We start from the raw sequence: 22322 nt of genomic DNA on the forward strand, positions 1-22322 counted from the left end.
TGACCCTAGTTCCCTGCGGCTCCCCGGACCCGCAACGCCCTCGCCAGGTCGTCCAGTTGGTCCGCCAGTTTGCGGTGCAGCGCGGGGATCGGGTCGGCGTCGCGCAGGCATTCCTCGCCGAGGCGGAGGGTGTCGGCGTCGACGGCGTGGGCGGGGAAGGCCCAGCGGCCCGCGGCATCGGCGATGGCCGGGCCGCGGCGGTCGGCGACGGTGACCGCGTCGGCGTAGTAACGCGGGACGTACTCGCGCACCAGGTCGGCCTGCTCGGGCTGCCAGAAGCCGCGGGCGGTGGCGGTGAAGAGATAGTTGGACAGCTCGTCGGAGCCGAACATGGCCTGCCAGGCGCGGGCCTTGGCATCCGGGTCGGGCAGGGCGGCGCGGCAGCGGGCTGCGCCCTCCTGTCCGGTGGCGCTCGGGTCGCGTTCCAGTTCGGCGGTGATGGCGGCCTCGTCGGTCGCGCCGAGGGCGGCGAGCCGGGCGAGCACGCGCCAGCGCAGCTCGGGGTCGAGTTCGGGGCCGCCGGGGACGGTGCCGTCGGCGAGCCAGGCGGCGATGGTGTCGGGGTGGGCGGCCACGTCGATGCGGTGGCGTACGGCGATCAGGCGCAGCCCGGGGTTGTCGCCGTCCTCGGTGCGGCGGATCAGGTCGCGGCACAGATCGGAGAGGGTCGCGAGGGCGGCGGGCCGCTCCTCGGGGGCGAGGTAGCGGTCGGCGATGTACGTGGTGGCGAAGGCGAGCACACCCTGGACGATGGCGAGGTCCGTCTCCAGCGGCAGGTGGGCGCGGGCGGTCTCCAGGTAGGCGTGGGGGGCGAGTTCGCCGTCGCGGACGGCGTCCCGGAGGGCGTTCCAGACGACCGCGCGGGTCAGCGGCTCGGGCAGGCCGGACAGGTCCTTGCGGACGGTTTCGAAGGACTCGGGGTCGAAGCGGACCTTGGCGTAGGTGAGGTCGCCGTCGTTGAGGAGGAGCAGGGCGGGGCGCTTGCCGATGGGGTGGGCGTCGCCGTGCGGGAGGTCGAGGTGGAGGCTTTCGCGCAGGACGAGCTGGCCGCCGTCGTCGCCGAGGTCCCGGTCGTAGAGGCCGACGGCGATGCGGTGGGGACGGCTGCCGGTGCGGTCGACGGTGAGGGTGCAGGTGCCGTGCTCGCCGGGGGCGACGCGCGGGGTGAGGGTGTCGACGCCGGTGGTGCGAAGCCAGGCGTCGGCCCAGGCGTGGACGTCGCGGTCGGTTGCGCCGGCGAGGTTGTCGATGAAGTCGGCGAGGGTGGCGTTGGCGAACTTGTGCCGGGCGAAATGGGCGTTGATGCCGGCGAGGAAGTCCTTCTCGCCGAGCCAGGCGACCAGTTGCCGCAGCGCCCCGGCGCCCTTGGCGTAGGAGATGCCGTCGAAGTTGAGCAGCGCGGAGGCGGTGTCGTCGACGGCCTCGGGGGCGACGGGGTGGGTGGTGGGGCGCTGGTCGGCGTCGTAGCCCCAGGACTTGCGGGTGACGCCGAAGTCGGTCCAGGTGTCGGTGAAGCGGGTGGCCTCGGTGAGGGTCTGGTAGCCCATGTACTCGGCGAAGGACTCGTTCAGCCAGATGTCGTCCCACCACTTGAGGGTGACGAGGTCGCCGAACCACATGTGGGCCATCTCGTGTGCGATGACCATCGCACGGGTCTGGCGTTCGGTGTCGGTGACGGCGGAGCGGTAGACGAACTCGTCGCGGAAGGTGACCAGGCCCGGGTTCTCCATGGCGCCGGCGTTGAACTCGGGGACGAAAGCCTGGTCGTAGGAGTCGAACGGGTAGGGCTCGTCGAACTTCTCGTGGTAGCGGTCGAAGCAGGCGCGGGTGACGTCGAGGAGTTCGTCGGCGTCGGCGTCCAGGTAGGGGGCGAGAGAGCGGCGGCAGTGCAGGCCGAAGGGCAGGCCGCGGTGCTCGGTGCGCACGGAGTGCCAGGGGCCCGCGGCGACGGCGACGAGGTAGGTGGAGATCAGCGGGGTGGGGGCCGCCGTCCATACGCCGTCGGCCTGTTCGGTGATGCCGTTGGCGAGGACGGTCCAGTTCTGCGGGGCCTTCACCGACAGTTCGAAGACGGCCTTCAGGTCGGGCTGGTCGAAGGCGGCGAAGACCCGCTGGACGTCTTCCATGAACAGCTGGGTGTAGACGTAGGTCTCACCGTCGGTGGGGTCGGTGAAGCGGTGCATGCCCTCGCCGGTGCGGGAGTAGCGCATGCGCGCGTCCACGCGCAGTTCGTGCTCGCCGGCGGTGAGGTTCGGCAGGGCCAGCCGGTTGCCGTCCAGGGCCTCCGGGTCCAGGGGGTGTCCGTCGAGGGTGACGGAGCGCAGCTCGGCGGGCTTGAGCTCGACGAAGGTGTCCCCGTCCACGCGGGCAGCGAACCTGATCAGGGTGTGGGAGTCGAAGGTCTCGTCTCCGCCGGTCAGGTCGAGTTCGATCGTGTAGCGGTGGACGTCGAGGAGCTCTGCTCGGGTCTGCGCTTCGTCGCGCGTCAGTACGGACATGCGTGACATGCTGCCTGATGCCGTCGGGAAGGCACAGAGGCGGATCGGTACGTGCCCAATGTCCGGTCTAGGTACGGTCCTTCTCGAGCTCCCCGGCGTGCGCCCCCATGGGCCGCTGCGTCGGCACGCGCGCGTCGGGGTGCGGCAGTGCGGGGCGCGTGGGGTGTGCGGCGGTCCCGGTGTGCTCCCCCACGAGGGCGCGCAGGCGGTGCACCTCCCGTTCCAGGGCGAGCCGGCGCCGGTGGGCGTCGTAGAGGTAGCGGACCTTGGTACGCAGGGCCCAGGGGTCGACGGGTTTCATGACGAGGTCGGCGACGCCGAGCCGGAAGGCGGTGGTGGTCAGTTCGTGGTCGGCTCCGAAGCCGGTGAGCAGGATCACCGGGATGTGCTGGGTCTGCTCCACGCGCCGCATGTAGCGCACGACCTCAAGACCGCTGACGCCCGGCATGCGCACGTCGAGCAGCAGCAGGCCGACCTGGCCGCGGAGCACCTGCTTGAGTGCCTCGTCGCCGCTGGTGGCCCGGCCGAGCAGGTAGCCCAGCGGGGCCAGGGCGCTTTCGAGCGCGTACAGCGTGTCCTCGTGGTCGTCGACGATGAGGATCCTGGTATCCGACGGCATGGCCCGACGCCCCTCCCTCGTGGAGGTCCAGAGTAGTCCGGGACACTGACGCGCAGTGCTCGTCAGCTGACATGCTGTGTACAGCGCAGCATGCCCCGGGCGGGCCGCCGTGTCACTCCCCCCGGGGCGCGCGCGGAGTCAGTTGCCGCCCGGGGCGGCGCCGTTGAGCGCCTCGTCGGCGATGCGCTCGTGGTGGCGGATGACCTCGGCGACGATGAAGTTCAGGAACTTCTCGGCGAAGGCGGGGTCCAGCTTGGCGTTCTCGGCGAGGGCCCGCAGCCGGGCGATCTGGCGGGCCTCGCGGGCCGGGTCGGCGGGCGGCAGCTGGTGCTGGGCCTTGAGGTGTCCGACCTGCTGGGTGCACTTGAAGCGCTCGGCGAGCATGTGGACGACGGCCGCGTCGATGTTGTCGATGCTGTCGCGCAGCCGGGCGAGCTCTGCGCGGACGGCGGGGTCGACGTCGGGGGAACCGGTGTTGCTGGTGGTCATGGAGCGTCAGCCTACGGGGATCACGCCGGGCGGCCGAGGTCCGTCTCATCCTTCGGCGGCGTGAGCCGTCTGTGGAAGCAGACGTCCTCGTGACCGCCGGGGACGCCCCCGATGCGGGCCCGTTCCCGGAAGCCGAACCTCGGGTAGAAGCCGGGCGCCTGGAAGCTGTACGTGGAGACGATCATGTCGGTGCAGCCGCGTCGGACGGCCTCGTCCTGCGCCGCGCGCAGGAGCCGGCCGCCCCAGCCGCAGTGCCGCCGGTCCTCGCGCACCCACAGCAGGTCCACGGAGCACAGGGTGCCCCAGGTCCAGGCCGTGAGCCCGCCGACCAGGTCGCCGTTGTCGTCGGTGACGGAGACGGAGAGGGGCTCGGTGACGGCCCCGCCGGCGGCGGCGGTGTTGAAGGCGGTCAGTTCCTCGTCGAGCCGCTTCTCGAGGTCGTCGTCCCGGCCGCCGACCCGGAGCGAGCCCGCCGGGATGTGCTGTTCGCTGGTCACGGCCCGGAGTCTGCCGCAGCGGCACGGGCGGGGGCCACCGGTTTCGGCCGCCGGGGCCGGGCGGAGCGGCGGCGACCGGTTTTCGCCGTGCCGGGGCCCGGCCACGGCGGGGCTGCCCTCGTACAGTGGAACCGGGTTCAGGGGCGTCTTGGGGGTGAGGCGTGGCGAGCGACGGGCCGGTGGAGCACGGCTACCCGCATCTGGAGACGGTGCGGGCGGCCGTCACGGCGTTGTACAGGCGGCTGTCGTACGACACGGTCCGGACGTTCGAGACCAGCGTGCTCCCCGTCGACGTGGCGTTCTGCGACACGGACGACCTGTATCTGGGGGCGCAGCGGGTGGCGCACGAGCTGGTGCGGCACTACCGGCTGCCGGACGCCCGGCTGATCGTGAGCTTCCGGGAGATGCGGTACGCGGCGAACGTGGAGCTGACGGCCGGGCCGGAGTACTTCGTGGAGCTGAACGACCGGTTCCGTACGCATCGACGGGACATCGGCGCGGCCCTGGCGCACGAGGTGATGCACGTGTACCTGCATCGGCTCGGCCTGTCGTTCCCGGGCGTGCGGGACAACGAGATCCTCACGGACACCGCGACGACGTACCTGGGCGCGGGGTGGCTGCTGCTGGACGCGTTCCGGGAGGACGGGGCGTCCTCGCAGAAGCTGGGGTATCTCACGCCGGAGGAGTTCGGGTACGTGCTGGCCAAGCGGTCGCTGGTCTTCGGGGAGGACCCGTCGGTGTGGTTCACCAGTGCGCAGGCGTACACGGCGTACGTGAAGGGGAGGGAGCTGGCCCGCCGTGACGGGCAGGAGCCTCCGCTGACGGCGGCGGGGTGGGCGGGGCGGCGGCGGTACGCCCGGGACCGGCGGCACGCCCCGGCGGGTCCGCCGCAGCCGGGGGTGCGGTACACGTTCTCCCCCGACGGGGGCGGCCGGCTGCGGGTGTCGTTCCCCTGCCCCACGTGCCACCAGCGGATCAGGCTGCCGGTGCGGGGGCGGGTCCGGGCGCGGTGTGCGCTGTGCCGGAGCGTGCTGGAGTGCGACACCTAGGGCCTGTCGTTTGTTCATGCCGGCGTCGCGGGGAGGCCGAGAGGCGCAGTCACTCCGGCCGACCTGATCCGAACGACAGGCCCTGGCGGGTGCGCGCCGGATCCCGGCGGTCAGTGGGGGTGTTCGCCGCTGGTGATCTCGCGGTACTGCTCCACGGTCGGCTTTTCGATGCGGGCGTCGGGTCCGTACATGGCCTTCGCGAGCCGGGCGCGCAGCCGCTCGGACCGTTTGATCCTGCGGCGGACGCCCGCGGCGTCGACCTCGGGCCCGATCTCGTGGGGCGGGTGCTGTTCGTGCTGGGTGAGGGTGAACAGTTCGGCCTGGGTGAGGGGCTCGTGGACCTCGATGTACTCGCCGGTGGGCAGCCGCTTGATGGTGCCGGTCTCCCTGCCGTGCAGCACTTTGGCGCGGTCGCGGCGTTGCAGGCCCATGCAGATCTTCTTGGTGGCGATGAACGCGGCGACCGGCAGCACGAAGACGCCGATTCGCACGAACCAGGTGATCACGTTGATGGACAGGTGGAGGTGGGTGGCGACGATGTCGTTGCCGCCGCCGATCAGCAGCACCGCGTACAGGGTCAGCCAGGCCACGCCGAGGCCGGTGCGCACGGGTGCGTTGCGCGGCCGGTCGAGGATGTGGTGCTCGCGTCTGTCGCCGGTGATCCACGCCTCGAGGAACGGGTAGAGGCCGAGGGCGAGCAGGATCAGCGGGAACAGCGAGAAGGGGATGAACACGCCGAGGACGAGCGTGTGCCCCCAGAGGTTGATCTCCCATCCCGGCATCACCCGGATCAGCCCTTCGGAGAAGCCGAGGTACCAGTCGGGCTGGGCGCCGGTGGTGACCAGGTCCGGGCGGTAGGGGCCGAAGGCCCACACGGGGTTGATCTGGGCGACCGCGCCCATCACCGCCAGCACGCCGAAGACGAGGAAGAAGAAGCCGCCGGCCTTGGCCATGTAGACCGGCAGGAAGGGCATGCCGACGACGGACCGCTCCTGGCGTCCGGGGCCCGGGAACTGGGTGTGTTTGTGGTAGAAGACCAGGATCAGATGGGCGGTGACCAGGCCCAGCATGATCCCGGGCAGCAGCAGGATGTGGACGGGGTAGAGCCGCGAGATGATGTCCTCGCCCGGGAACTCCCCGCCGAACAGGAAGAACGACAGGTACGTCCCGACGATCGGGATGGACAGGATGGCGCCCTGGGCGAAGCGGATGCCGGTGCCGGACAGCAGGTCGTCGGGGAGGGAGTAGCCGGTGAGGCCGGTGATGATGCCGAGCATCAGCAGGCTCCAGCCGAAGAGCCAGTTCAGCTCGCGCGGTTTACGGAATGCTCCGGTGAAGAACACCCGCATCATGTGCACCAGCATGCCGGTGATGAAGACCAGCGCCGCCCAGTGGTGGATCTGCCGGATCAACAGCCCGCCGCGCACGTCGAAGCTGATGTCCAGCGTGGACTCGAACGCCTTGCTCATGAGGACGCCGTTGAGCTCGGTGTAGGAGCCGTGGTAGACGACCTCCTGCATGCTGGGCTCGAAGAACAGGGTGAGATAGACGCCGGTGAGGATCAGCACGACGAAGCTGTAGAGGGTGACCTCGCCCAGCATGAAGGACCAGTGGTCCGGGAAGACCTTGCGCATGTTGGCCTTGGCCAGGGCGTAGAGCCCGAGCCGTCCGTCGGCCCAGTCGGCGAGCTTCTCGCCCTTGCCGGCGGGAGGTCTCCGCTCAGCGGAGCCCGTCCCGTACACCCGTCGTGCGCCGTCGTCGCCCATGCGTCGTCGCCTCCCCGTCGGATCCTTCCCAGCGTGGCACGGCGGCGCGGCCGTGCAAACGGGGCGTGGGCCAAGGGGCGGGGCGGTTGGGCCAGGGGGGCGAGGACCGGTCAGCGGCTGCCGGGGTCCTTGACGATCCCCTGCGACCGGGCGGCCACGAGCCACTTCGGGAACTCGCCCACCAGCCGGTCGTACAACTCGGCGTCGGGGACCTTCCGCGGGTCCTGGCCCGCGTGGAAGAACCCGGCGTTGTCGACGACCCGCTTGGCGGGCACGGCCAGCTCGTCCAGCTTGCGCAGGAAGTCGAACTGCTTGCTGCCGGGGTCGCCGAACCCGATGAACTGCCAGAACAGCGGCAGCCTGGCCGCCTTGCACAGATAGCGTTCCGCGGCGAGCTTGTTGATCGGTCCGCCGTCGGTCTGGAACACCACCAGGGCGGGTTCGACCGAGCCGCTGTCGAGGTAGTGGTCGATCACGGCGTCCATCGCCAGGTGGTAGCTGGTCTTCCCCATGTGCCCGAGGCCGGCCACGATCCGCTCGATCCGCCCCTGGTGGTCGGTGAGGGCGATCTCGGTCTCGGCGTCGACGTCGGTGGAGAAGAACACGACGGGCACGCTGCCGTCGTCGTCGAGGTGCGCCGACAGCCCGAGCACCCGATCCGCCAGCGCCTGCACACTGCCGTCCTTGTAGTACGGCTTCATCGAGCCGGAGTAGTCGATGACGAGGTAGACCGCGGCCCGCAGCCCGCCCAGCCCGTGCTTCGCGAGGGACACCCCGGCGTTCTTGTAGAGGCTCACCAGCGCGGGGGCGGTCTCCTGGACCTTGCTGAGACTGATCGCGGCCATGTGGGGTCCCCCTTACCGCCCGGCTCTCGATCACCGGGGCTGGGCCAGAGAGTACGGCAAAGGGAGAGCCGGCCAGCTGCCCCTGTCACGGGACGACGGTGAAGGGCGGGACCACGACAAGCAGCCCTTGCGGCGCTTCCGTCCGGCAGAGGGCGCGGTCGGCCCTGAAGGTACATCAGGCGGAAAAGGCGACGGCGCCTGCCCGGGCGTCCGGTCGGGGACTGTGGGGCAGGCGCCGTCAGTGTTCCGCACGCCTTTGTGCGGGACGTCTTGTGAGGGCGGTCAGACCATCAGCGCACGGTCCGTGGGACGGATCGGCGCCGGCAGCTCGCTCGCGCCCGTGAGGGCACGGTCCACTCCGCGCGCCGCCGAGCGGCCCTCCGCGATCGCCCAGACGATGAGCGACTGGCCGCGGCCGGCGTCACCGGCGACGTACACTCCGGGCACGTTGGTCCGGAAGTCGGCGTCGCGGGCGATGTTGCCGCGCTCGTCGAGCTCCAGGCCGAACTGCTCGACCAGGCCGTTGTCCCGGTCGGTGCCGGTGAAGCCCATGGCGAGGGTGACCAGCTGCGCGGGGATCTTGCGCTCGGAGCCCGGCTTCGGGGTCAGCTTGCCGTCGATGAACTCCACCTCGGTGAGGTGCAGCCACTGGACGTTGCCCTCCTCGTCGCCCTCGAAGTGGGTCGTCGAGACGGAGTAGACCCGCTCGCCGCCCTCCTCGTGCGCCGAGGTGACCTTGTACAGCATGGGGAAGGTCGGCCACGGCTGGGAGGCCGCGTTCCGCTCCTCGCCCGGGCGGGGCATGATCTCCAGCTGCGTGACGGAGGCCGCGCCCTGACGGTGGGCGGTGCCCACGCAGTCCGCGCCGGTGTCGCCGCCGCCGATGACCACGACGTGCTTGCCCTCGGCGGAGATGGGGGGCGCCACGAAGTCGCCCTCCTGCACCTTGTTGGCCAGCGGCAGGTACTCCATGGCCTGGTGGATGCCCTTGAGTTCGCGTCCGGGCACCGGCAGGTCACGGGCCGTGGTGGCGCCGACGGCCAGGACGACCGCGTCGTAGCGCTTCTTCAGGTCCGTGGCCTTCAGGTCGCGGCCGATCTCGATGCCGGTGCGGAAGCGGGTGCCCTCCGCGCGCATCTGCTCGATGCGGCGGTTGATGTGCCGCTTCTCCATCTTGAACTCGGGGATGCCGTAGCGGAGGAGGCCCCCGATGCGGTCCGCGCGCTCGTAGACGGCGACCGTGTGACCGGCCCGGGTGAGCTGCTGGGCGGCGGCGAGACCCGCCGGGCCCGAGCCGACGACCGCGACGGTCTTGCCCGAGAGGCGCTCCGGGATCTGCGGGGCGACGTCCCCGGTCTCCCACGCCTTGTCGATGATCGAGACCTCGACGTTCTTGATGGTGACCGGCGGCTGGTTGATGCCGAGCACGCACGCCGCCTCGCAGGGAGCGGGACACAGGCGGCCGGTGAACTCCGGGAAGTTGTTCGTCGCGTGCAGACGCTCCGAAGCGGCCGCCCAGTCCTCGCGGTAGGCGTAGTCGTTCCACTCGGGGATGAGGTTCCCGAGCGGACAGCCGTTGTGGCAGAACGGGATGCCGCAGTCCATGCAGCGGCTGGCCTGCTTGCTGATGATGGGCAGCAGCGAGCCGGGGACGTAGACCTCGTTCCAGTCCTTGACGCGCTCCTCGACGGGGCGGGACTTGGCGAGCTCGCGCCCGTGGTTCAGGAAGCCCTTCGGGTCAGCCATTGATCGCCGCCTCCATCATCTTCTCGTGGGTCTCGGTCTCGGAGAGACCGGCTCGCTCGGCGGCGTCCTTGGCGGCGAGCACTGCCTTGTACGTGCTGGGGATGATCCTGCTGAACCGCTCGACGGCGGTGTCCCACTCGGCCAGGAGCTTCTCGGCGACGGTCGAGCCGGTCTCCTCCTGGTGGCGGCGGACCACGTCGTGCAGCCACTGCTTGTCGGTGTCGTCCAGCGCCTCCACGGCGTCCAGGTTGCCGACGTTGACGTTGTCGCGGTCCAGGTCGATCACGTAGGCGATACCGCCGGACATGCCGGCCGCGAAGTTGCGGCCCGTCTCGCCGAGAACCACCGCGTGACCGCCGGTCATGTACTCGCAGCCGTGGTCGCCCACGCCCTCGGAGACGACCGTGGCACCGGAGTTGCGGACGCAGAACCGCTCGCCGACCTTGCCGCGCAGGAACATCTCGCCGCCGGTGGCGCCGTAGCCGATGGTGTTGCCGGCGATGACGCTGTACTCGGCGAGGTGGTCGGCCGCGCGGTCCGGGCGGACGACGATCCGGCCGCCGGACAGGCCCTTGCCGACGTAGTCGTTGGCGTCGCCCTCCAGGCGGAGCGTGACACCGCTCGGCACGAACGCGCCGAACGACTGGCCGGCGGAGCCGGTGAAGGTGATGTCGATGGTGTCGTCGGGCAGGCCCGCACCGCCGAACTTCTTCGTCACTTCATGGCCGAGCATGGTGCCGACCGTGCGGTTGATGTTGCGGATCTCCACCTGGGCGCGCACCGGCTGGGCGTCGGTGGCGCCGGTCGCGGAGAGCGCGTCGGCGGCCAGCTTGATCAGCTGGTTGTCGAGCGCCTTCTCCAGGCCGTGGTCCTGGGCGATCAGCTGGTGGCGGACCGCGCCCTCGGGCAGCTCGGGCACGTGGAACAGCGGCTCCAGGTCCAGGCCCTGCGCCTTCCAGTGGTCGACCGCGCGGGTCACGTCGAGGGTCTCGGCGTGGCCGACGGCCTCCTCGATGGAGCGGAAGCCCAGCTCGGCGAGGATCTCGCGGACCTCTTCGGCGATGAACTGGAAGAAGTTCACGACGTACTCGGCCTTGCCGGAGTAGCGCTCGCGCAGCACCGGGTTCTGCGTGGCGATGCCGACCGGGCAGGTGTCCAGGTGGCAGACGCGCATCATGACGCAGCCGGAGACGACGAGCGGCGCGGTCGCGAAACCGAACTCCTCGGCGCCGAGCAGCGCGGCGATGACCACGTCACGGCCGGTCTTCAGCTGGCCGTCGGTCTGGACGACGATGCGGTCGCGCAGGCCGTTGAGCAGCAGCGTCTGCTGGGTCTCGGCGAGGCCCAGCTCCCAGGGACCGCCGGCGTGCTTCAGCGAGGTGAGCGGCGAGGCGCCCGTGCCGCCGTCGTGGCCGGAGATGAGCACGACGTCCGCGTGCGCCTTGGACACACCCGCGGCGACCGTGCCGACGCCGACCTCGGAGACCAGCTTGACGTGAATCCGCGCCTGCGGGTTCGCGTTCTTCAGGTCGTGGATCAGCTGGGCGAGGTCCTCGATGGAGTAGATGTCGTGGTGCGGCGGCGGCGAGATGAGGCCGACGCCGGGCGTCGAGTGACGCGTCTTGGCGACCCACGGGTAGACCTTGTGGCCGGGCAGCTGGCCGCCCTCGCCGGGCTTGGCGCCCTGGGCCATCTTGATCTGGATGTCGTCGGAGTTGACCAGGTACTCGGAGGTCACACCGAAGCGGCCGGAGGCGACCTGCTTGATGGACGACCGGCGGGCCGGGTCGTACAGGCGCTCCGGGTCCTCGCCGCCCTCACCGGTGTTGGACTTGCCGCCCAGCTGGTTCATGGCGATGGCGAGGGTCTCGTGCGCCTCCTGGGAGATGGAGCCGTACGACATGGCGCCCGTGGAGAAGCGCTTGACGATCTCGGAGACGGGCTCGACCTCGTCGATGGAGATCGGCTTGCGGTCCGACTTGAAGCCGAACAGGCCGCGCAGTGTCATCAGGCGCTCGGACTGCTCGTTCACGCGCTCGGTGTACTTCTTGAAGATGTCGTACTTGCCGGAGCGCGTGGAGTGCTGGAGGCGGAAGACCGTCTCGGGGTCGAACAGGTGCGGCTCGCCCTCGCGGCGCCACTGGTACTCGCCGCCTATCTCCAGGGCGCGGTGCGCCGGGGCGATGCCGGAGGCCGGGTAGGCCTTGGCGTGCCGGGCGGCGACCTCCTTGGCGACGACGTCGATGCCGACTCCGCCGATCTTGGTGGCCGTGCCGTTGAAGTACTTCTCGACGAAGGCCTCGTCGAGACCGACGGCCTCGAAGACCTGGGCGCCGCGGTAGGAGGCGACGGTCGAGATGCCCATCTTGGACATGACCTTCAGCACGCCCTTGCCGAGGGCGTAGATGAGGTTGCGGATGGCCTTCTCGGGCTCGATGCCGGGCAGGAAGGTACCGGCGCGGACCAGGTCCTCGACGGACTCCATCGCCAGGTACGGGTTGACCGCGGCGGCGCCGTAGCCGATGAGCAGGGCGACGTGGTGGACCTCGCGGACGTCACCGGCCTCGACCAGCAGGCCCACCTGGGTGCGCTGCTTGGTGCGGATGAGGTGGTGGTGGACGGCCGCGGTGAGCAGCAGCGACGGGATCGGCGCGTGCTCGGCGTCCGAGTGGCGGTCCGACAGGACGATCAGGCGGGCGCCGTTCTCGATGGCGGCGTCGGCCTCGGCGCAGATCTCCTCGATGCGGGCGGCCAGGGCGTCACCGCCGCCGTGCACCCGGTACAGGCCGGACAGCGTGGCGGCCTTGAAGCCGGGCATGTCGCCGTCGGCGTTGATGTGGATGAGCTTGGCCAGCTCGTCGTTGTCGATCACCGGGAAGGGCAGCAGAACACTGCGGCAGGAGGCCGCGTTCGGGTCCAGCAGGTTGCCCTGCGGACCGAGCGAGCTGCGCAGGGAGGTGACCAGTTCCTCGCGGATGGCGTCCAGCGGCGGGTTGGTGACCTGCGCGAACAGCTGGGTGAAGTAGTCGAAGAGCAGCCGCGGGCGGTCCGACAGGGCGGCGATCGGCGAGTCGGTGCCCATCGAACCGATCGGCTCGGCACCGGCCTTGGCCATCGGCGCGAGGATGACGCGCAGCTCCTCCTCGGTGTAGCCGAAGGTCTGCTGGCGGCGGGTGACGGAGGCGTGCGTGTGCACGATGTGCTCGCGCTCGGGCAGGTCCTCGAGCTCGATCTCGCCGGCTTCGAGCCACTCCGCGTAGGGGTTCTCGGCGGCGAGTTCGGCCTTGATCTCGTCGTCCTCGATGATGCGGTGCTCGACGGTGTCGACGAGGAACATGCGGCCGGGCTGGAGGCGGCCCTTGCGGACGACCTTGGAGGGGTCGATGTCCAGGACGCCGACCTCGGAGCCGAGGACAACCAGGCCGTCGTCGGTGACCCAGTAGCGGCCGGGGCGCAGGCCGTTGCGGTCGAGGACCGCGCCGACCTGCTTGCCGTCGGTGAAGGTGACGCAGGCCGGGCCGTCCCAGGGCTCCATCATCGTGGAGTGGTACTGGTAGAAGGCGCGCCGGGCCGGGTCCATGGAGTCGTGGTTCTCCCACGCCTCCGGGATCATCATCAACACGGAGTGCGGCAGGGAGCGGCCGCCCAGGTGCAGGAGCTCCAGGACCTCGTCGAAGGAGGCGGAGTCGGAGGCGTCGGGCGTGCAGACCGGGAAGATCCGGTCGATGGTCTTGTCGTCGCCGCCGAACAGGTCCGAGACGAGCTGCGACTCGCGGGCCACCATCCAGTTGCGGTTGCCCTTGACGGTGTTGATCTCACCGTTGTGCGCGACGAAGCGGTAGGGGTGGGCCAGCGGCCACGAGGGGAACGTGTTCGTCGAGAACCGGGAGTGCACGAGCGCGATCGCGGAGGCGAAGCGGCGGTCGGACAGGTCCGGGAAGAAGGGCTCCAGCTGGCCGGTGGTCAGCATGCCCTTGTAGACGATCGTCCGGGCGGACAGCGACGGGAAGTAGACGCCGGCCTCACGCTCGGCGCGCTTGCGCAGCACGAAGGCCTTGCGGTCGAGGGCGATGCCCTCCGAGGCGCCGTCGCCGACGAAGATCTGGCGGAAGACCGGCATGGTCGACCGGGCGGTGGCACCCAGCAGCTGGGGCGCGACCGGCACCTCGCGCCAGCCGAGGACGGTGAGGCCCTCGTCGGCGGCGATCGTCTCGATCTGTGAGACGGCGTCGGCGGTGGAGTCCTCCGGCAGGAAGGCGATACCGACGGCGTAGTAACCGGCGTCGGGCAGTTCGAATCCGGCCACGTCACGGAAGAAGGCGTCCGGGACCTGCGACAGGATGCCGGCGCCGTCGCCGGAGTCGGGCTCGGAGCCGGTGGCGCCACGGTGTTCGAGGTTGCGCAGGACGGTCAGAGCCTGTTCCACCAGGGTGTGGGACGCCTCGCCGGTGAGGGTGGCGACGAAGCCGACACCGCAGGCGTCGTGCTCGTTGCGGGGGTCGTACATACCCTGCGCAGCAGGGCGAGCATCCATGAACGACCAGTTCTGGCCATTCGCGGAATGCTGGGACGGCTGGCGCGGCGTACGCATCGGCTCTCCCGTCGTCGTCATCTGGCATATGCAAGTGCCGAGGGACGACGTTGGCCCTCGCGTGATCGCAAAATTTCGTGCAGGTTACATGATGGAGCGGTTCTCGGGAACCGGGATAATCCGTTCCAGCATGCGGACACTGCGGGTTCGCGGCGGGGGTACCGCGCCAGCAGTGGAAGCTATGGAGGGGCCGCACGGAACGATCGGGTGAGATCGCTTTCCGTCGGCCCGGGGAGCGGGACAGGCCTCTTCGCCCACCCGCTGGGTGCGCGGCGAGCGTCGTTGCCCGCAGCGCTTACGGCTCATGCCCGGTGGTCGCACACCCGAAACCAACGAGTAACGACTACTTATGCGGTCCCTTGCATAAGTCCGGGTCGCGCTATCCTACGGCCGTTCCGAACAACGTGCCCAGGGCGTACGTCACACCGGCCGCCGCGCCACCCAGGAACAGCTGCCGCAGCCCGCTGTACCACCAGGTGCGTGCCGTCACCTTGGCCACCACCGCACCGCACAGGAAGAGCCCCAGCAGGGCCAGCAGCACCGCCGGCCACATACTGCTCGCCCCCAGCAGATAGGGCAGGACGGGAACCAGCGCGCCCAGTGCGAAGGAGCCGAAGCTCGACACCGCGGCCACGGTGGGCGAGGGCAGATCGCCGGGGTCGATCCCCAGTTCCTCGCGGGCGTGGATCTCCAGCGCCTGCTCGGGGTCCTTCGACAGCTGCCGCGCGACCTCGCGGGCCAGCCCCGGCTCGACGCCTCTCGACTCGTAGAGCGCGGCGAGCTCGGCCTCCTCGTCCTTGGGGTGCTTGCGCAGCTGGCGCCGCTCCACGTCCAGCTCGGCCTCGACGAGTTCACGCTGCGAGGCGACGGAGGTGTACTCGCCGGCGGCCATGGAGAAGGCACCCGCGGCCAGACCCGCGAGCCCGCTCAGGATCACGGTGTGCTGACTGACCGCACCACCCGCGACACCGGTCATCAGGGCGAGGTTGGAGACGAGGCCGTCCATCGCGCCGAACACCGCGGGACGCAGCCAGCCGCCGTTCACGTCCCGGTGCGTGTGGTTGTCCCGGTGCGCCTCGTGCAGCGTCGCCTCGGTCTCGATGATGGCCATGAAAGGAACCCCACTCCCCGTCTTCGACCTGCCTTTGGACAAGTTCCAGAGTTTTACAACGCCAAAACTACGCTGCTGATTCCTTTCCCGCCAGCAAGGAAAGGCTGGGCTAACCTGCGGTTTTACCGTCTTCCGCTCACTTGATCAACAGTGCGCACAGATGTCGACCGGGTGATGCTGGGGCTCGTGAGGCTCGGCGGAGTCACCGGAGTGGGACACATGCCGTATGGCATCGATCGGGCTCCGCGCACGGGCACGGGGCGCACTGCTGGGCCTGGCCGTCGGTGACGCGCTCGGGGCCCCCGCCGAGAACATGAAGCCCTCCGAGATCCGCGCGCGGTGGGGCCGGATCACCGGGTACGTCGCCGAGAGGCCGGCCGGCACGGACGACACCGAGTACGCGATCTTCTCCGGTCTGCTGCTGGCCCGGCACGGCTCCACGCTCACCCCCGCCCATGTGGAAGCGGCCTGGCACGAGTGGATCGCCGACCGCGACGAGGGCCGCTTCCGGGGCGCCGGTTTCAGCGAACGCGGCACGCTGGAGAACCTCCGCCGGGGTCTGGCCGCCCCGATCTCCGCCCAGCACCGGCACGCCTGGAGCGACGGTCTGGCGATGCGCGCGGCCCCTTTCGGGGTGTTCGCGGCGGGCCGCCCGACGGAGGCGGCCCGGCTGGTAGCGATCGACGGCTCGGTGAGCCACGACGGCGAGGGCATCTACGGCGGCCAGGCCGTGGCCGCGGGCGTCGCGGCGGCGATGGCGGGCGCCCCGTCGGACGCGGTCGTGGCGGCGGCCCTCGCGGTCGTCCCCGACGACTCCTGGACGGCCCGCAGTCTGCGCCGCGCGGTGACCGTCGCCCACCGCGGCGAACGCGCGGTCCGCTCCGCGGTCGTCATCGGCGGCTACCCCTGGACCGACCTGGCCCCCGAGGCGGTCGCCCTCGCCTTCGGCGCGTACGCGGCGGCCGACGGCGACTTCGAGGAGTCGGTCCTGACCGCGGTGAACATGGGCCGCGACGCGGACACGACGGCAGCGGTGGCGGGAGCACTCGCGGGAGCGACCCGTGGCGTGTCGGCGATCCCTGCGGCCTGGGCGGCCCCCATCGGCCCGGTCCACGGCAGATGTCTGCCGGCGATGGCCGGCCACCACGTCCTGGAGGTCGCGGACCTGCTGTCACCGGCACCCTGCGGCACACCCCCGGAACCGACGGACTTCGTCCTGGCGGGCGACGGAACGGAGACCCCCTCATGACCACACACACGGGGAGAGCACGCGACATGACGGCCTACAGCGGGAGCACGCAGGACCTGCCGGCAGACGGCGGCTCAACACACGGCGGGACAGCACTCGGCGTGGCGACCCACTGCGTGAAGGCACACGAACCCGCAGCCGCAGACGGCGGCACCAGCGCACGGGAGACCAGCGCCCGTGAGGTCGAGGGCGGTACGCGGGTGGGAGACAGAACGGCCGAAGGCCTCCTGCTCGGACTCGCCGCGGGCGACGCCGCCGGCTGGCCCGCCGCCCGCCACAGAGCCGCCCGCATGCCCGACTGGACCCGCCGCCTCACCCGCGAACTCGACACCTTCGCCGAACACAACGCCACCACCACCCTCCCCGTCCCCATCGCCCTCAACCAGCCCCCCGGCCCCCTGCGCCTCGGCCCCTCCGACGACGCCGAGTGGGCGGCCTTCGCCGCGGAAGCCCTCCTGCGCGCCGGCGACGACACCGTCCTGAACGACCTCAGCCGGGAACGCCGCACCCGGGCCGCCATCGACCTCACCTGGAACGCCCTCGCCGCCGAGGTCTCCGCCGCAACGGACCGCGCCCCCGAGACCGAGTCCGCCGTCCTCCCCCTGCGCGCCCGCATCTCCGTCCGCGCCGGCCTGGGCAACCTCGCCACCGGCCTGCGCCCGCCCGCCACCGGCCACGACAACCCCCACTACTTCGACGACGCCGCCTGCGTACGCGCCTGCGTCCTGGCCGTGGCCCACCCCGGCGACCCCCGCAGCGCCGCGGACCTCGCCGAGTTCGACGCCCGCTACACCCAGGACGACGACGGAGTGCACGGCGCCCGCGCCATGGCGGCGGCTCTCGCCCTCGCCCTGGCCGGCGCACACGTCGACGCCTGCGTCACCGCGGCCCTCGCCGAACTCCCCGAGGAGACGGAGATCGGCCGCAACGCCCGCCACGCCCTCCGCCTGGCCGCCGCCGCGGAGAGCGCGTTCGCCCTGGTCCCGCCCTTGGAGCACCAGATCGTCGACCACGTCTACAGCTACGGCATCGCGGCCGCCGAGACGGTCCCGGTCGCCCTCGCCCTGGCCACCGCCGCCCGCGGCCGCATCGCGGAGGCGATCCCCGCGGCGGCCTGTCTGTCCCGCGTCGCGGACTCCGCCCCGGCCCTGGCGGGCGCCCTCACCGGCGCCCTGGGCGGCGGCGCGTCGATCCCCGAGTCCTGGCGGGAGACCTGCCGCACCCTCTCCGGCTGCGTCCTCCCCCGCCTGAGCGGCACGGACCTCGTGGAACTCGCCGAGCTCCTGGAAGCCGTACAACCAGCCCGTCCGGGTGGATGATGCGGCCATGCAGCCCAAAGCCCCCATGCAGCCCAAAGCTCATCAAAACACCCCACTGGACGAGCGGATCACCGGTGCCCTGGTCGGGGCCGCGGTCGGCGACGCGCTCGGCGGCCCCGTCGAGGGCTACTCGCCCGAGCAGATCCTCGAACGCCACGCCGGCCGCGTCCACGGCGTCGTCGGCCCGTGGCACGGCGACGACTGGCGCACGGCCCGCCCCCTCGCCCCGTACCACAAGGGCGACGGCCACGTCACCGACGACACCCTGATGACCCACGCCCTGGTCCGCGTCTACGCCCGGGTCCGCGACCACCTCGACGCCTACGCGATCGCCGACCATCTGGTCCCCGACCTGATGACAGCACCACGCTGGATCCCGGAACTGGAGGCCGAGGCGCTCCCCCTGCAGCGCGTCTTCCTGGCGGAGAAGTGGCTCGTCACACGGATCCACTACGGCCACGCCGACCCGCGCGAGGCAGGCACCGGCAACATCGTCAACTGCGGTGCGGCGATGTACATGGCCCCCGTCGGCCTGGTCAACGCGGCCGACCCCCGCGCGGCCTACGCCGAGGCCCTCGACATCGCGGGCGCGCACCAGTCGTCGTACGGCCGTGAGGCGGCGGGCGTCCTGGCCGCGGGCGTGGCGGCGGCGTGCGCCCCCGGCGCGACCCCGGACTCGGTCGTCTCCCGGTGTCTCGCCCTCGCGAAGGACGGCACCCGGGCCGCGATCGAGCGGGTCTGCGAGGAGGCCTCCCGCCACACGGACTTCGAGTCGGCGCTGCGCCCGCTGCGCGAGGCGGTGGCCCCCTACGACACGGTGGGCCCCGACTACCGCTCCCCCTCGCTCGGCGCCCGCCGCCCTTCCCGCCTGCACGCGATCGAGGAACTGCCCGTCGCACTGGGCATGCTGGTGGTGGCGCGGGGCGACTACCGGCACGCGGTGCTCGGCGCGGTGAACTACGGACGCGACTGCGACTCCATCGCCACGATGGCCGGGGCGCTGGCGGGTGCCCTGGGCTCACCGGTCCCCGAGGACTGGGCCAAGACGGTCGCGGAGGCGAGCCGGCTGGACCTTTGGGAGCCCGCGGCCACCCTCACCGCCGTGGCCCGCGAGATCTTCGGCCGGGACGTGGCCCGCCGCCGCGCCCACGAACAGGCCTTCGCCTCCCTCGGAGGCGCGGCATGCTCCGACTGACCTGGGTGCAGCCGGAGGACCTGATCGGCCACGAACTCCGCCAGGCGGCCCTGGACGGCCGCGAGCCGAAGGTGATCGCGGCCCGCTGGCGAGCGGCGGGCGGAGCGGACGCCCCGGCCGCCGCCGGCGCGTCCCCCACCCCGACGTCCCGCTACCTGCGCCGGCTGGCCTCGGACCTCCTGGACGAGCTGGCCGATCTTCCCAGCCGGCTGGCCGACGACGAACCGACCGACCTGGAGAGGATCAGGGCCTCCTGCCCCGCGTGGCCGCGGCCCGTGGCGGTCCGGGTCACGACCCCGCAGCGCCTCGAAGCCGCCTGGCTCGGCCGGGCCGCCGGCTGTCTCCTGGGCAAACCCGTTGAGAAACTGCCCCTCGACGCCATCCGCCGACTGGCCCGGTCCACCGCCAACTGGCCCCTCACCACCTACTTCACCGCCCGGGGCGTCCCCGAGGACCTCCTGCGCCGGCACCCCTGGAACCGCCGCTCGGCAGCCACCTCCCTCGCCGAGAACATCGACGGCATGCCGGAGGACGACGACCTCGACTACCCCCTGCTCAACCTCGTCCTGCTCCAGCGGCACGGCAGGGCCTTCACCCTCACGGACCTGGCCCGGACCTGGCTCGACGAACTCCCCGCCGGGCGGACGTTCACCGCCGAACGCATCGCGTACCGCAACCTGCTGACCGGCGTGGAACCCCCGCACACCGCCCGCCACCGCAACCCGTTCCGTGAGTGGATCGGTGCCCTGATCCGCGCCGACGTCCACGGCTGGACCAACCCCGGCGACCCGGCCAGCGCAGCCGAGCAGGCCCACCGGGACGCCACCCTCACGCACACCGCCAACGGCGTCTACGCCGCGATGTTCACGGCGGCCGTCATCGCGGCGGCCGCGACGGGCGGCCACGACGTACACGCCTGTGTGCGCACCGGCCTGACCGTCGTCCCTCCCCGCTCCCGCCTCGCCCGGGCCGTCCGCGAAGCCGTCGGGCTCGCACACGAGCACCAGGACTTCGACACGGTCGTCGACACGCTCCACCGCACCTACGGCGCCACCCACCACTGGGTGCACGCCGTCCCCAACACGGCTCTGATCGCCGCCGCCCTCACCCACGCGAACGGTGACTTCACCGGCTCGATCTGCCGTGCCGTGGGCGGCGGCTGGGACACCGACTCCAACGGCGCGACGGCCGGCAGCATCGCCGGACTGCTGGCCGGACACCCCGCGGCGCTCCCCGACCGCTGGACGGCCCCCCTGAAGAACCGGCTGGCCACGTCCATCGGCGACTTCAACGGCATCGGCTTCGACACCCTCGCCCACCTCACGCACCGGGAGACCCGCCGCCCATGACCGCGCCCGCGCCCCTCACCGGCCTGCGTGTCCTCGACCTGGCCACCCTCTTCGCCGGCCCGATGGCCGCCACCCTGCTCGGCGACTTCGGTGCCGAGGTCGTCAAGATCGAACACCCGGCGAAGCCGGACCCCTCCCGCGGTCACGGCCCGTCGAAGGACGGCGTGGGTCTGTGGTGGAAAATGCTCGGTCGCAACAAACGGACCATGACCCTCGATCTGTCCAAGCCCGGCGGCCGCGCCACCCTCCTGCGCCTGGCCGCGGGCACCGACGTGATCATCGAGAACTTCCGCCCCGGCACCCTGGAGAAGTGGGACCTCGGCTGGCCGGAGCTGTCGGCGGCCAACCCCCGCCTGGTCCTGGCCCGCGTCACCGGCTTCGGCCAGTTCGGCCCCTACGCCCACCGGCCCGGCTTCGGCACCCTGGCCGAGGCGATGAGCGGTTTCGCCGCGATCACCGGCGAACCGGACTCGCCTCCGACCCTCCCGCCGTTCGGCCTCGCCGACTCCATCGCGGGTCTGACGACGGCGTACGCCGTGATGACGGCACTCGCAGCCCGCGAGCACACCGGCGAGGGCCAGGTCGTCGACATGGCCCTGATCGAACCGATCCTGGCCGCCCTCGGCCCGCAGCCCCTCTGGTACGACCAGCTCGGGCACGTCCAGCCCCGCACCGGCAACCGTTCCCCCAACAACGCCCCGCGCGGCGTCTACCGCACCGCGGACGGCACCTGGGTCGCCGTGTCCACCTCGGCCCAGTCGGTCGCGGAACGCGTGATGCACCTGGTCGGCCGCCCGGAACTGATCGACGAACCCTGGTTCGCCACGGGCGCCGGCCGTGCCCGCCACGCCGACGTCCTGGACGAGGCGGTCGGTACCTGGATCGCCGCGCGCACCCGCGGCGACGTCATGGCCGCGTTCGAGAAGGCCGAGGCGGCGGTGGCCCCGGTCCAGGACGTCCGCGACGTGATGGCGGACCCGCAGTACCAGGCCCTGGGCACCATCACCACCGTGGACGATCCCGAACTCGGCCCGCTGCGCATGCAGAACGTCCTCTTCCGGCTCTCGGCGACACCCGGCGCGATCCGCTGGGCCGGCCGTCCCCACGGCGCCGACACCGAGGAGGTCCTCACCGAACTGGGCCTGACCGCGGACGACCTCACGGCGCTGCGCACGGAGGGCGCCCTGTGACGGTGTACCCGCTCACCTGGCTCTACGCCCCGGGCGACCGCCCCCACGTGGTGACGAAAGCCCTCACCAGCGGCGCCGACGTCGTCGTCGTCGACCTCGAGGACGCGGTCCCCCCGGACCGCAAGGCCTACGCCCGCGGCGCCACCGCGGAGCTGCTCACGGACCGGCCCCCGGTGCCGGTCCACGTCCGCGTCAACGCGCTGGGCGGCCGGGGCGAGCAGGACATCGCCGCCCTCGTGGGAAAGCCGGGCCTGTCCGGGTTGCGGCTGCCCAAGGTGACCTCGGCCGCCGAGATCGTCCACGTGGCCCGCCGCGCGGCCCGGACCGACCTGTACGCGCTTCTGGAGACGGCGCTCGGGGTGGAGCGGGCCTACGCCGTCGCGACCGCCCACCCCCGTCTGCGGGGCATCTCCCTGGGGGAGGCCGACCTCTGTGCCGACCTCGGCGTTCGCGACGGCACGGGCCTGGACTGGTCCCGCTCCCGGGTGGTCGTGGCCGCCCGCGCGGCGGGCCTGCCGCCACCGGCCCAGTCGGTCCACCCCGACATCCGTGACCAGGAGGGCCTGGCCGCGTCCTGCGCGCACGGCCGCGCCCTGGGCTTTCTGGGCCGGGCCGCCATCCACCCCCGCCAGCTGCCGGTGATCGAGCGGGCCTATCTGCCCGGTGAGGAGGAGATCGAGCAGGCGGAAACGGTCCTCAAGGCGGCCGCCGCGGAGCAGGGCGCCCAGGCCCTGCCGGACGGCCGCTTCATCGACGCGGCGATGGTCACCGCGGCGCGCCGCACCCTGTCCATGGCCCGCCACCACTGA

At 71.7% G+C, this 22322-nt stretch carries 16 protein-coding genes; 7 read left to right on the forward strand and 9 right to left on the reverse strand.

Translation table 11 applies throughout. From position 1 onward, the window contains the following. Positions 1–5: 5 nt before the first annotated feature. From pepN to ACIQU3_RS24400, 4 genes are all read right to left on the reverse strand, one after another. A complete protein-coding gene (gene pepN, locus ACIQU3_RS24385) occupies positions 6–2498 on the reverse strand; it encodes an aminopeptidase N (RefSeq protein ID WP_403729673.1) in 2493 nt (830 codons plus the stop codon). Between the two features lie 67 nt (positions 2499–2565). Then, positions 2566–3117, reverse strand: coding sequence for a two-component system response regulator (locus ACIQU3_RS24390; RefSeq protein WP_403927717.1), 552 nt, complete (start codon positions 3115–3117; stop codon positions 2566–2568). Between the two features lie 138 nt (positions 3118–3255). Beyond that, positions 3256–3606, reverse strand: a complete 351-nt coding sequence (locus ACIQU3_RS24395; protein WP_403729667.1) for a chorismate mutase — start codon at positions 3604–3606, stop codon at positions 3256–3258. 20 nt (positions 3607–3626) lie between these two features. Further along, a complete protein-coding gene (locus tag ACIQU3_RS24400) occupies positions 3627–4103 on the reverse strand; it encodes a GNAT family N-acetyltransferase (protein WP_403729664.1) in 477 nt (158 codons plus the stop codon). Positions 4104–4264: 161 nt separating this feature from the next. Here ACIQU3_RS24400 and ACIQU3_RS24405 point away from each other — a divergent pair, with 161 nt between their 5' ends. Further along, positions 4265–5152: a hypothetical protein gene (locus ACIQU3_RS24405; protein ID WP_403729661.1), complete on the forward strand. Its 888-nt coding sequence runs from the start codon at positions 4265–4267 to the stop codon at positions 5150–5152. A gap of 110 nt (positions 5153–5262) precedes the next feature. Here the strand turns inward: ACIQU3_RS24405 and ACIQU3_RS24410 are convergent, their stop codons facing one another. From ACIQU3_RS24410 to ACIQU3_RS24430, 5 genes are all read right to left on the reverse strand, one after another. After that, the gene (locus tag ACIQU3_RS24410; RefSeq protein ID WP_403729659.1) at positions 5263–6918 is read right to left on the reverse strand and encodes a cytochrome bc complex cytochrome b subunit; all 1656 of its coding nucleotides are present in this window, start codon (positions 6916–6918) and stop codon (positions 5263–5265) included. 110 nt (positions 6919–7028) lie between these two features. Further along, complete coding sequence (locus ACIQU3_RS24415; protein WP_403927719.1) at positions 7029–7763, reverse strand: vWA domain-containing protein; 735 nt, start codon at positions 7761–7763, stop codon at positions 7029–7031. A 282-nt stretch (positions 7764–8045) separates the two neighbouring features. Continuing rightward, positions 8046–9509, reverse strand: a complete 1464-nt coding sequence (locus ACIQU3_RS24420; RefSeq protein WP_403729651.1) for a glutamate synthase subunit beta — start codon at positions 9507–9509, stop codon at positions 8046–8048. Beyond that, entirely contained in the window at positions 9502–14100 is a 4599-nt protein-coding gene (gltB, locus tag ACIQU3_RS24425; RefSeq protein WP_403927735.1) for a glutamate synthase large subunit, read from the reverse strand. Before gltB ends, ACIQU3_RS24420 begins: the two co-directional genes overlap by 8 nt. Before the next feature lie 379 nt (positions 14101–14479). Then, positions 14480–15211, reverse strand: a complete 732-nt coding sequence (locus tag ACIQU3_RS24430; RefSeq protein WP_403729648.1) for a VIT1/CCC1 transporter family protein — start codon at positions 15209–15211, stop codon at positions 14480–14482. A gap of 226 nt (positions 15212–15437) precedes the next feature. On the opposite strand from ACIQU3_RS24430, the gene ACIQU3_RS24435 reads away from it, so the two are divergent. Genes ACIQU3_RS24435 through ACIQU3_RS24460 form a run of 6 tightly spaced genes read left to right on the forward strand, consistent with a single transcriptional unit; the run spans position 15438 to position 22322 of the window. Next, positions 15438–16460, forward strand: a complete 1023-nt coding sequence (locus tag ACIQU3_RS24435) for an ADP-ribosylglycohydrolase family protein (protein WP_403729645.1) — start codon at positions 15438–15440, stop codon at positions 16458–16460. Further along, positions 16457–17779, forward strand: coding sequence for an ADP-ribosylglycohydrolase family protein (locus ACIQU3_RS24440; protein WP_403927722.1), 1323 nt, complete (start codon positions 16457–16459; stop codon positions 17777–17779). Before ACIQU3_RS24435 ends, ACIQU3_RS24440 begins: the two co-directional genes overlap by 4 nt. Before the next feature lie 7 nt (positions 17780–17786). Then, positions 17787–18974: an ADP-ribosylglycohydrolase family protein gene (locus ACIQU3_RS24445; RefSeq protein ID WP_403927724.1), complete on the forward strand. Its 1188-nt coding sequence runs from the start codon at positions 17787–17789 to the stop codon at positions 18972–18974. Then, on the forward strand, positions 18962–20323 hold the full coding sequence (locus ACIQU3_RS24450) for an ADP-ribosylglycohydrolase family protein (RefSeq protein ID WP_403927726.1): 1362 nt from the start codon (positions 18962–18964) through the stop codon (positions 20321–20323). The genes ACIQU3_RS24445 and ACIQU3_RS24450 overlap by 13 nt, the downstream gene beginning before the upstream one ends. Continuing rightward, positions 20320–21513 carry a CaiB/BaiF CoA transferase family protein gene (locus ACIQU3_RS24455; RefSeq protein ID WP_403927728.1) on the forward strand — a complete coding sequence of 398 codons (1194 nt, stop codon included), beginning with the start codon at positions 20320–20322 and terminating at the stop codon, positions 21511–21513. Before ACIQU3_RS24450 ends, ACIQU3_RS24455 begins: the two co-directional genes overlap by 4 nt. Beyond that, positions 21510–22322 (forward strand): HpcH/HpaI aldolase/citrate lyase family protein, encoded by an 813-nt coding sequence (locus tag ACIQU3_RS24460; RefSeq protein ID WP_403729628.1) that lies wholly within the window; start codon positions 21510–21512, stop codon positions 22320–22322. The genes ACIQU3_RS24455 and ACIQU3_RS24460 overlap by 4 nt, the downstream gene beginning before the upstream one ends.

Origin of the sequence: Streptomyces sp. NPDC101110, assembly GCF_044759525.1 — a bacterium.
Classification (GTDB): domain Bacteria; phylum Actinomycetota; class Actinomycetes; order Streptomycetales; family Streptomycetaceae; genus Streptomyces.

Bases quoted from the DNA above. Each gene is read 5' to 3' on its own strand.
- pepN (WP_403729673.1), bottom strand. From the start codon at position 2,498: ATGTCCGTACTGACGCGCGACGAAGCGCAGACCCGAGCAGAGCTCCTC.
- ACIQU3_RS24390 (WP_403927717.1), bottom strand. From the start codon at position 3,117: ATGCCGTCGGATACCAGGATCCTCATCGTCGACGACCACGAGGACACG.
- ACIQU3_RS24395 (WP_403729667.1), bottom strand. From the start codon at position 3,606: ATGACCACCAGCAACACCGGTTCCCCCGACGTCGACCCCGCCGTCCGC.
- ACIQU3_RS24410 (WP_403729659.1), bottom strand. From the start codon at position 6,918: ATGGGCGACGACGGCGCACGACGGGTGTACGGGACGGGCTCCGCTGAG.
- ACIQU3_RS24415 (WP_403927719.1), bottom strand. From the start codon at position 7,763: ATGGCCGCGATCAGTCTCAGCAAGGTCCAGGAGACCGCCCCCGCGCTG.
- ACIQU3_RS24420 (WP_403729651.1), bottom strand. From the start codon at position 9,509: ATGGCTGACCCGAAGGGCTTCCTGAACCACGGGCGCGAGCTCGCCAAG.
- gltB (WP_403927735.1), bottom strand. From the start codon at position 14,100: ATGCGTACGCCGCGCCAGCCGTCCCAGCATTCCGCGAATGGCCAGAAC.
- ACIQU3_RS24430 (WP_403729648.1), bottom strand. From the start codon at position 15,211: ATGGCCATCATCGAGACCGAGGCGACGCTGCACGAGGCGCACCGGGAC.
- ACIQU3_RS24435 (WP_403729645.1), top strand. From the start codon at position 15,438: ATGGCATCGATCGGGCTCCGCGCACGGGCACGGGGCGCACTGCTGGGC.
- ACIQU3_RS24440 (WP_403927722.1), top strand. From the start codon at position 16,457: ATGACCACACACACGGGGAGAGCACGCGACATGACGGCCTACAGCGGG.
- ACIQU3_RS24445 (WP_403927724.1), top strand. From the start codon at position 17,787: ATGCAGCCCAAAGCCCCCATGCAGCCCAAAGCTCATCAAAACACCCCA.
- ACIQU3_RS24450 (WP_403927726.1), top strand. From the start codon at position 18,962: ATGCTCCGACTGACCTGGGTGCAGCCGGAGGACCTGATCGGCCACGAA.
- ACIQU3_RS24455 (WP_403927728.1), top strand. From the start codon at position 20,320: ATGACCGCGCCCGCGCCCCTCACCGGCCTGCGTGTCCTCGACCTGGCC.